Source organism: Barnesiella sp. CU968, from assembly GCF_905219685.1.
In the GTDB taxonomy this organism is placed as follows: Bacteria; Bacteroidota; Bacteroidia; order Bacteroidales; family Muribaculaceae; genus Lepagella; species Lepagella muris_A.
This window is the reverse complement of sequence record NZ_CAJMXD010000071.1, coordinates 1-9,999: the sequence shown is the minus strand read 5'-3', so window position 1 is coordinate 9,999 and position 9,999 is coordinate 1. Positions and strand designations below refer to the sequence as shown.

Here is a 9,999-nt window from a genome sequence, read left to right as displayed (position 1 = left end):
AATCGCCCGAAGAACTCGCGGCTGCAATCCGTGATTTCAACGCCGATGAAAGACTTCTGCACAATTATGCGGCAACCACCTTCAACTCCGACATAATGGCACGCAAATATCTCTCTTATTACGAGCAGATATTAAACAACGAAAAAATCAACAGCCTGCCCGCAGGCAACTGAGGGGCTCCGGAAGTCAATAGCGGTCAACACCCTTTAAAGCCCGGACAACACCCTCGTCCCGGTGTTTCCTCGCCACGGCGTGGTTGCCGGAACTTTTGTCCATCTGTGCTTCCGGATGCCATAGATGATATGCCAGAGCACAGAATTTAAGGTATCTTTTGCCCAGTCCCATGTTCTTGAAACGGAAAGAGATGTCAAGATCTTCCGCTCCCCATCCCTCAAAACTTTCATCATAGCCGTTTACCGCCATAAAATCATCTCTGTAGAAAGACATATTGCACCCCAACACATTTTCCCTGTTCTTACGATAACGCGGTGCAAGATAATCCGCCACCGCCACAGACCTGACGGCGTTTGCCCTCTTTGCCTCGATTCCTGCTGTGAAAGGTGTTATCTTTCTCGGCGTTCGTTCTTTACATATTTCATTCGTAAGCGCTTCGCCCAACTGGACTCTTCCCCCTTTGAGAAAATATCCCTTCCGGCTTTCCCGCACATGATCGCTGACAAAACGCTGATGTAGAAACAGGTCACCGTCGATCTGGATTATGTAATCGCCTGTGGCGGCAGCCACGCATTTGTTTCGAATCATCGCCAGCCTGAAACCTTCGTCTTCCTGACGGATATATTTGAGTGGCACAGGAAAATCTTTACAAAAACGGCTCACAAGCGTTTCAGTTTCTTCACGCGACCCGTCATCACCAACAATCACTTCATCGGGGAGGGGATTAAGCATCGCAACGCTTTTAAGACACACTTCCAGCGCGTCAGGACGATTATATGTGGATATTATCAGGGAGGTTTTCATTTTTTGATTGGCGATTGAGATATGTTTTCCGGGAAATTAATGTTTCTTATCAAATTATTGACGAAGACCGGTTTCCACATAAGTGGTTTTGTTATTGCGCGCCGAGGCGTAGAGNGCGGCATTCTTTTCCGAGCTCCAGTCGAGACGGTCGTGATGGCGATGCATCATAAGCGCATAGTGCGATGCTTTGAGATGGCGGATACCTGCATTCTCCAGACGCACATCAAGATCGCAGTCTTCACCGGTGCCCGGATCCGTGTATCGTTCGTCAAAACCGTTTACCTTCTCGAAATCGGAACGGAATATCCCGAAATTCGCGCCAAGTATACCTTGTTCCTTGAGACCCAACGGTTTGCCAAAGACATAAGGGAACCGCCAAGTGCGTCTGAGCTGCGACAATGTCTTGCCCAAAGACTCCTTGAAAAGAGAACCCACAATTTTCTTGCGCGCCAAAGCGAAATAATTTGCGGGCAGTGTACTCCAACTTTCAATCATATTGTTCAGATACTTACCCGTCTCGACACGGCGTCCTCCCATCACCACACCCTCGGTAGCGAGTCTTGCATGGTCTGCCACAAAATCCGGATGCGGGATGCAGTCACCGTCGATGAAGACAAGATAATCGCCTGACGAAATCCTGACGGCACTGTTCAGAGCCTTGTTCTTGCGCCAGCCTTCATCGGAATGCCACGAATGGAGTATCCTGATTTCAGGATGGGAATTTATATATCCCCTTATCTTGGTCACATTATCCTGAGAAGAGCCGTCATCGGCTATTATGACTTCGAAATCATGATAAGTCTGCATACGCATCGCATCAAGAATAAGACGAAGCCATTTGAAATTGTTATATACAGCTACTATTACCGAAATCTTCATATCATCAGCGTCTTTTTTGAGCAAGTCCAAGAACAAGTTTCACAAGATGCTCAAAATGGCGTAATGTGAGAGGATAATTCATGAAGCGACGCTTATAGAAATTCCTCAAAACTGAATCTTTTTCGAGAATCTTCAGAAAGCGGAAACATTGTCTTTCCTCCTCATATTTAATCTGCGAGGGAGTAAGGTGTATGTTGTCCACGGCACGTGGAAGAATATGCTTCCATTTTTTTTCATATATCTTCAATGTCTGATCAAGCCAGACACGGTCGAAATTTCCAGCCGAATCATGATAGACATCGACACAGAAACAGACATAATTCCTATATTTCAACGACAGATTAAGTGAGAAATCCACATCATAGCAGTGGAAACCTGGAAGCGACTCCTCATCAAACGGATTCTCAGCCCACACCTCCTTTCGCACGAACATCGCAAGTCCGTCGATTGTCACAACCTCGACAAACGGAGTGTTTGCATCATAGTTCGCACGCGCCACTTCTCCACACTGCAATACATTGACATACATCCATTTCAGACCCATGCCCCATCCTCCGGGCATATTGAACATCAGTTTTGATCCGGCAAATCCGACAGTGCCGCAATCCGGCTCGTCAAGTTTACGGCGGATGTCCTCAAACCAGTTTTTCGTAATGAACCCCGCATCCTCATGCATGAAAAGAAGGTAAGGAAAACGGGCACGCGAGCCACCTTCATTATATACATTTGCCAGCGAACGCGGATTCTTTACATTCTCAATAGCGATTATCTCATAGGGAATATCTCCGATGGTTTCGGCGACATTCCTTCTGAACCGCTCCAGTCTTTCCGGATAAACCGTGCTTACGATAATTGATAACATATGATATTATAATCAGTATTTATTGGGGAACTCATTCTCTAAGCCGGGACATATCGTCAGGGCTTCGCGATTGACGAGAGGTATTTGTCGACCACAAGCAGACTTATGATCTTCTCTCTCTTTCTGTCGTTGAACTGCAATGCCCATTTTCGAGACTCCTCGGAAATCATGCGCGCCTCATCGGGATGCCCGATATAATACCGCATAACATCGCCCACGTCTGAAAAGTCGGGGGCTATCTCGATATAATGCCTGCCAGCCACAAGTTGCGAATGCATCAGCCACCCCTCGACAGTGGGTTTGGGCATAACAGGCACACAACCCGAAGCCATTATCCACTGAAGCGACGACGCCATGTCGTATCCCTCAAGGGCAAGAATGAATTTATATTTGAAATGTTCAGGTATCGACACAAACTCGGATTGCCATCGTGAAGGATGATTGCGATTGGTGTCGCCCAGATCAAACATTCCGTTGTCTGCCCATTGCTCAAAAAACTTCACTCTCGCCGGCTTATTGAAAATGTCTCCTCTAAAAAAAAGTTTCGGAATCTTCTTATCGAAGGGGATATTGTCATGAGGATTGAGCCAGTGGCGTATCGAGTCGAGATTTAGAATCACTGCATTTTCCTCATTCTTTCCATTGAGTCTACGTGCCTTGATCAGTGTCGGCACCACCGGATTCTCCCATACATCCCCATCTTTGAACGCAAGGAGAGCATTTCCAGGGAAGTAACGCAAAGATCGCTGGGCATCAACCGCATATCGGCTCTGAAAATTACCCATCCTCACATCTTTAAGCGCGACACCCGCTTCCTCCGGTATCGTGCAAGGCTTTTCAAGACGGCAATAAATGTCGCGGCGCCATCTGAGATAGTCTGCATCAGCACGCTTCTCCCAGTTACGCAACACCCTTCTGCGACTGGCATTGAGCCAGAAACGGGGCACAAGATTATGAAGCGCCCCCCTGATATAGAAGAAAAGCGCCATCTTTTTACCCGGCAGAACGTATTTCTCAATGAGATTCATATTACAAAATTAACGTAAAATTTAGAAATTCGGAAGTTTATGAGTAATTTTGCAATATGCAAAATGTATTTACGTCAATATTAGTTCTGATGTTCCTTGCGGGATGCGGTGCGAAAAGAGCAGATTCCGCCGATGGATCCGGCAACTATGCGGACTCCTCGGCTATGGTTGCCGAAGCACCCGACGCAGTGGCATTCGATGCCGACAGCGCATACGCATACCTCGGCAGACAGGTGGAATTCGGACCGCGCGTTCCGAACACCGAGGCTCACGCCAAAGCCGGTGACTGGATGGCAGCCGAACTCCGGCGTCATGGAGCCGAGGTCATCGAGCAGAAGATGGATCTTGAAGCTTTCGACGGAACCATTCTTCATGCACGCAATATCTTCGGGCAATACAACCCCGGAGAGGAAGACCGGACTCTTCTTCTTGCCCACTATGACTGCAGACCCTGGGCTGATGAAGACCCTGATCCCGACAAACGGAAACAGCCCGTCGACGGAGCCAACGACGGAGCCAGCGGAGTCGCCGTGCTGCTTGAGATCGCCCGGCAGATCTCCGCCGCCAATCCGAAAAAAGGGATAGACATTCTTTTCGTAGATGCCGAAGACTGGGGCACAGAGGGAGACGATGATTCCTGGGCGATGGGCACAAGATATTTCGTGCATAATCCGGTCAAGCCGGGATATCAGCCGGCACGCGTGATTGTAGCCGACATGGTCGGGGGCGCGGGCGCACTCTTCCCGATAGAATATTTCTCGCAGCAGTCAGCGCCGGATCTTGTAACCGAACTCTGGAACGCGGCATCCGCCAGCGGATACGGCAGCCTGTTCCCACGCCAGATGGGAGGAGCTGTCACCGATGACCATGTGGAGTTCATAAAACAGGGTATTCCGGCAGTCGACATCATCGAATATCATCCACGCACAGGCTTCAATCCCCACTGGCACACGACAAAAGACAATCTCGAAAATATCGATAAAAACACACTGCGCGCCGTAGGTACGACCCTTGTGCGGTATCTTGAACTGTAAAACCGGAAGTCTTTTTACGTTCATGATTTTACCAGTTATTAAACAAAAAAACAGACAGACATATGAATTTCATTGAAGAATTGACATGGCGCGGCATGATACACACCATGATGCCGGGCACAGACGAACAACTGAACAAAGAGATGACCACCGCATATCTCGGTATTGACCCGACGGCAGACTCACTCCATATCGGTCACCTCTGCGGAGTCATGATGCTTCGTCATTTCCAGCGTTGCGGACACAAACCCCTTGCACTCGTAGGCGGCGCGACGGGTATGATTGGCGACCCTTCAGGGAAATCAGCCGAGCGAAATCTTCTTGATGAAAAGACATTGCGTCACAATCAGGAGGCAATAAAGAAGCAACTCGCAAAATTCCTTGACTTCGACTCAGATGTTCCCAACCGCGCAGAACTGGTCAACAACTATGACTGGACTAAAGATGTGACATTCCTTGATTTCGCACGCGAAATCGGCAAGCACATCACCGTCAACTACATGATGGCAAAAGACAGCGTTCAGAAACGCCTCAACGGCGAGGCCCGCGACGGTCTGAGCTTCACTGAATTCACATATCAGCTTCTTCAGGGCTTTGATTTCCTTCACCTCTATCAGGAAAAGAACTGCAAGCTCCAGCTCGGCGGCTCGGACCAATGGGGCAACATCACCACAGGCTCGGAACTTATCCGCCGCAAGACCGGCGGTGAGGCATTCGCCCTGACCTGTCCGCTGATCACCAAGGCTGACGGAGGCAAATTCGGCAAGACAGAAAGCGGAAACGTATGGCTTGACGCACGCTATACATCCCCCTACAAATTCTATCAGTTCTGGCTCAACGTTTCAGATGCCGATGCCGAGAAATATCTGAAGATATTCACATTCCTTTCCAAAGAAGAAATCGAACAACTTGTCCGCGAACATGAGGAGAATCCCGGCGCACGTCCCTTGCAGAAACGTCTTGCAAAGGAAGTCACCACAATGGTTCATAGCGAAAAAGACTACGAAGCCGCTGTCGAGGCATCCCAGATTCTTTTCAGCAACAATGCCGGAGAGGCACTGAAGGCTCTTGACGAGCAGACACTTCTCGACATTTTCGACGGTGTTCCCCGATTCGCTATCTCCAGGGCGGAGCTTGAGGAGGGAATCCCCGTGCTTGACCTCCTTGCGGTGAAGACACAGGTGTTCCCGTCAAAGGGAGAAGCCCGCAAGATGGTGCAAGGTGGCGGCGTAAGTCTCAATAAAGAGAAAATAACCGATCCTGCGGCAACTATAGACGCATCGGCTCTTCTCGGGGGAAAATATCTCCATATCCAGAAAGGGAAGAAAAACCATTTCCTTTTGATCGCCGAATAACGCACTGTTCCGAATCACCGCTGACCATCAACACATCTACAATCAATTATGGACAAAACTCCTCTTGTTTCCATTATAATACCTAATTTCAACCACTCACGGTTCCTCAGGGAGCGGTTGGAATCAGTATTTAACCAGACATTCGAAGATTTTGAAGTCATTCTCCTTGATGATGCCTCCACCGACAATTCAGTGGAAATTCTTGAAGAATATGCCAAAGACCCCCGTGTGTCGCATCTGGTTGTAAACAAAGAGAACAGCGGAAGTCCGTTCCGCCAATGGCAACGGGGAATCGAATTGTCACAGGGTAAATATATCTGGATTGCCGAAAGCGATGACAGTTGCGACCCCGACTTTCTGTTGACCTGCGTGGCAATGATGAAGAACAATCCGAAGGCGGTGATCGCTTTCGGCGGCTCAATCACCATTGACGAAAACAGTTCAAAGATAGAGATTGACAATGACCGGTGGTATGACAAGCGGTTCAAAAGACGTCAGGGTGAATGCCGCGTATTCGACGGCATTCGATACATCACTCACAATCTCATATGGATCAACTACATCTACAATGCCAGCGGCACTCTCTTCAGACGCGATGCATATGGCGACGGCTCGGAATTCGAGAGCTGCATGAGGATGCGAAATGCCGGCGACTGGCTTTTCTGGTCAATCATGGCAACCAAAGGTGATGTAATCGAGATTTACAGGAAACTCAACCGCTTCCGTTTCCACTCTGGAAGCACAACACGCGAGGGTGTAAACAAAGGGAAATCCAACGGGAATCTCTTCGATGAGGATTTCATCGTTCTCAGACATATCTTCGAGAACACCAGAATCCCGATTTTAAGGAAGATGATACGTCTGGGAGCACTGATGAAAAAAATACAACGCGCCCAGATGAGCGAGGAAGACAGGAAAGCGGCATATCTCAAAGGGAAGGAATTGCTGAAATACAATAAGAAAGACTACCTAACCGAACGGATATCAAAGACGCTGTCAAATTTCATTCCCGGAATCAGCACAATCCGCAACGACCGGCTTTAGAGCGCGGCTCTCGAAGTCATGGCTCATAAGAGCCGGCTGATAATTGCAACAGATAAAACCTCGTGGCGAAGATTTACCGTTATCTTCGCCACGAGGTTTTATTTCACCGCATATTATTGTAAGAAACTGTTTATTTAAACAGTTTCTAAAAGCTCTTAACCATCACCACTGCAAACACATCACTGCCATATGAGAATCAGAAAACGGATTGAACTGGAAAACATAAAAGTTTTCAGGAGCGAGACAGCGACAGAAAACCCCGATGGAAGCGGAGGAAACGGTAATAATACGCAGTCTGTTCCTGACTGCGGCATCAAGTTCCGTCTACGGGGAGAGACACTGGATGGATTCGGTCCGCGACAACCCGCCGAAATCACCGATGAAAACGGTGAAAAGCATCCACTTATGGGAGGATGGAATGAAACGGAAATAGCGTTTAACGTCAGCGACAGCGACATACCGAGAGTCTTGGCATGGTTTGACGACAACTATCACGGAGTCACAGAACCGGAAAGCGCATTGCTCAGGAAAAACAGGTCGACAGCTGTTCACGAAGCACTCAAAAGATACCGTAAAGCCTCGGATTCATCGAATCTTTTCACATCTCCTTTCCGTATCGCGTGGAGATACAGATATTCCGACAACACCTGTTCCGGGTTTCACGACTGCGGTGTTCTTTCATGTTTCCGCACTGCACCGCTCCTTCCGGTGATGTCACATCAACTTTCAGGCAAGTATCTTCACACCCGGGTACAGGTGCGCAACGTATCGGCAAGACTGATGTACCGTCTGGACGCAACGCCCTCGTTCACAGCACTCCGCAACAGAATAACAGCAATCGACATATATGCCACAAAACAAGCCGGAATGTATCCTGAGGATGGGGAAGTCGCTGGAATAAGGAGCGTGAGCGTAGACGGCACCCCGCGCCGCTGCTGGTATTACGACAGATATACCGAAGAAGATATCAACACGCAGGTGATGTCAGACAGCGACTTCAGGCTTATAGGTTCTGTACCGGCAGATGAAATCTCCGGATCCGACAATTACGTGACATTACGGATGAGCGCAGGCGCCCTCGCGGACTTCAGCAAGCTTCCTAAGCCTGAAGACAACCTCCCCTCTCCGGCAGGCAAAACCATACACCTGCGCACCGAGCCTCTGCATCTCGATTATCCCGAAGATGAAAAAAGCGTCAGGAGCCTGACGCTAAGAGGTGTTTTCAGACGAGACAAGGTCAAGATGCGGCTGTATGCATCTCAGCATCGTGAGACACGTCATCTGATAGCATCAGCTACAGGACCTTATATTCGCGGATTATTCGGAGCCAGATGGCGATGGTTTGAGGTCGAGATCGAATGTCCGATGCGCGAGGGCGATTTCTTCGAGGCGATAACCTTCGAATTCACCAATCCGACTCACTGACACTTCCAAGGAATCTGACTTCAATCCTTTTTCTTGAAATAGTCGTTATACATCTTGATTCCGAAAATTATCGCAGATGACGTTCCGGTGATAAGATTCGTTATCCACAAAGGCACATTACCGAGCATGAAACCCTGGATCATGAAAAATACCGATCCCAGAAACATCAAAAGGAAAGTAGGCAACGCGATACCGTCGGTATCACGCGTGCGGATGGTGTAAATCGCCTGAGGGAAATAGCCGAACACCATGCATATGGCGGCGGCATAACCTATGATATCAATCAGCATAATAAAACGTTTATAATTAATAAAAATCCGGAGAGAAAAAAGTTTGACAAAATTGTAATTTCGTATATTTTAGACAACGCACTACCCTCAATGACGCCTTAACCGAGAAGTTCGAGCCTGGTGCGTGGGAAAGCGTCGATAAAAGAGCCTGGTGTCGCGTTAAGAATCTCCACACCTTCCGAATCTGCGAAATCCTTAACGGCGAAATAACTTCGGAACGCAATCGAGAAACTCTCGTATATCTGATGAATTCTTATATCTTTATACAGGCTTTCCACCCTCTCCCTCTCCTTTTCGTTGTCTTCGTAGAAATGCGGCTGAACAGTGACCACACGGTTGTTGTCGGTGACCCACAGAGACTTGCTCCAGCTATGGTCCGCCCCGGTAAGCACAATCCTTGAATACCCCTCGCGTATCGCCGTCATCAGCGACGGCACAAGCACATTTCTTGGGCGGGGCATGGCAAGCCCCGCCCGGAACAAGCTCCTCACAAGCCACCCCCATCCGGAAGCGGGAGTAAGATTGAAATATCTCACCTTTATATTTGAAGGAAGGGTCTTGAGCGCCAGGCAACTCCTGTATTTCACCGGCACATAAAGAGACATCCGCCAGTCTGCTTTTGACAGCGCGGACCACATCTCCGCCACATTCCCCGGCGCGTCAGGCTGGAAAAAGACACCATCGGCGAGGAGATGCATTTCCGGTCTGAGACTAAAGAAATCGGCAGACAAAGGAGCAAAATTAACAGAAAGAAGATCATATTTCTCCAACACATCGCCATGACTGTCGATCGCCTCCCTAAGCGAAGGTCCGTTCCCCATAATAATCAGCGTGGAGTCTTTGCGGCTTGCCGACGGCGAAAGTCGCCGCGACATAAGCGCGACCTTAAAAATCGATGCCAAAGAATCGCCCGTTGTCTGAAATATATTCTTTATCTTGTCTGCAGTTTTCATAAAGGATTGCAAAATTGCAAAATAATTGTTATTCCTGCAAGAACAAGGGTGCTATAGATTGTTAAAATACAGAACTCCGCCGGTAAAACACAGAACGTATCCGGCAAAAACGGAACCTCCCGGAAAACAATTTTCCATAGAGGCGCTAAAT

General features: G+C 48.5%; 10 protein-coding genes. 4 read left to right on the top strand and 6 right to left on the bottom strand.

The features are described from left to right. Nucleotides 1-186 precede the first annotated feature (186 nt). The 4 genes from JX312_RS04515 to JX312_RS04500 form a co-directional block, all read right to left on the bottom strand. On the bottom strand, nucleotides 187-978 hold the full coding sequence (locus tag JX312_RS04515; protein ID WP_123403843.1) for a glycosyltransferase family 2 protein: 792 nt from the start codon (nucleotides 976-978) through the stop codon (nucleotides 187-189). Nucleotides 979-1,032: 54 nt separating this feature from the next. Beyond that, nucleotides 1,033-1,857, bottom strand: coding sequence for a glycosyltransferase (locus JX312_RS04510; RefSeq protein WP_124029522.1), 825 nt, complete (start codon nucleotides 1,855-1,857; stop codon nucleotides 1,033-1,035). Nucleotides 1,858-1,861: 4 nt separating this feature from the next. Further along, nucleotides 1,862-2,719 carry a glycosyltransferase gene (locus JX312_RS04505; RefSeq protein ID WP_204457196.1) on the bottom strand — a complete coding sequence of 286 codons (858 nt, stop codon included), beginning with the start codon at nucleotides 2,717-2,719 and terminating at the stop codon, nucleotides 1,862-1,864. A 56-nt stretch (nucleotides 2,720-2,775) separates the two neighbouring features. Continuing rightward, nucleotides 2,776-3,747 carry a glycosyl transferase family 90 gene (locus JX312_RS04500; protein WP_124029520.1) on the bottom strand — a complete coding sequence of 324 codons (972 nt, stop codon included), beginning with the start codon at nucleotides 3,745-3,747 and terminating at the stop codon, nucleotides 2,776-2,778. A gap of 56 nt (nucleotides 3,748-3,803) precedes the next feature. On the opposite strand from JX312_RS04500, the gene JX312_RS04495 reads away from it, so the two are divergent. The 4 genes from JX312_RS04495 (at nucleotide 3,804) to JX312_RS04480 (ending at nucleotide 8,605) form a co-directional block, all read left to right on the top strand. Further along, a complete protein-coding gene (locus JX312_RS04495; RefSeq protein WP_123403835.1) occupies nucleotides 3,804-4,781 on the top strand; it encodes a M28 family peptidase in 978 nt (325 codons plus the stop codon). 62 nt (nucleotides 4,782-4,843) lie between these two features. Then, the gene (tyrS, locus tag JX312_RS04490; RefSeq protein WP_123403833.1) at nucleotides 4,844-6,136 is read left to right on the top strand and encodes a tyrosine--tRNA ligase; all 1,293 of its coding nucleotides are present in this window, start codon (nucleotides 4,844-4,846) and stop codon (nucleotides 6,134-6,136) included. 48 nt (nucleotides 6,137-6,184) lie between these two features. After that, on the top strand, nucleotides 6,185-7,180 hold the full coding sequence (locus JX312_RS04485) for a glycosyltransferase family 2 protein (protein WP_204457195.1): 996 nt from the start codon (nucleotides 6,185-6,187) through the stop codon (nucleotides 7,178-7,180). A 189-nt stretch (nucleotides 7,181-7,369) separates the two neighbouring features. Next, entirely contained in the window at nucleotides 7,370-8,605 is a 1,236-nt protein-coding gene (locus tag JX312_RS04480) for a hypothetical protein (RefSeq protein ID WP_204457194.1), read from the top strand. A 20-nt stretch (nucleotides 8,606-8,625) separates the two neighbouring features. On the opposite strand, the gene JX312_RS04475 is transcribed toward JX312_RS04480, so the two are convergent. Together JX312_RS04475 and JX312_RS04470 are read right to left on the bottom strand one after the other, a co-directional pair. After that, on the bottom strand, nucleotides 8,626-8,895 hold the full coding sequence (locus JX312_RS04475; RefSeq protein WP_123403827.1) for a SemiSWEET family sugar transporter: 270 nt from the start codon (nucleotides 8,893-8,895) through the stop codon (nucleotides 8,626-8,628). Between the two features lie 98 nt (nucleotides 8,896-8,993). Beyond that, on the bottom strand, nucleotides 8,994-9,848 hold the full coding sequence (locus JX312_RS04470) for a hypothetical protein (protein ID WP_123403825.1): 855 nt from the start codon (nucleotides 9,846-9,848) through the stop codon (nucleotides 8,994-8,996). Between the last annotated feature and the right edge of the window lie 151 nt (nucleotides 9,849-9,999).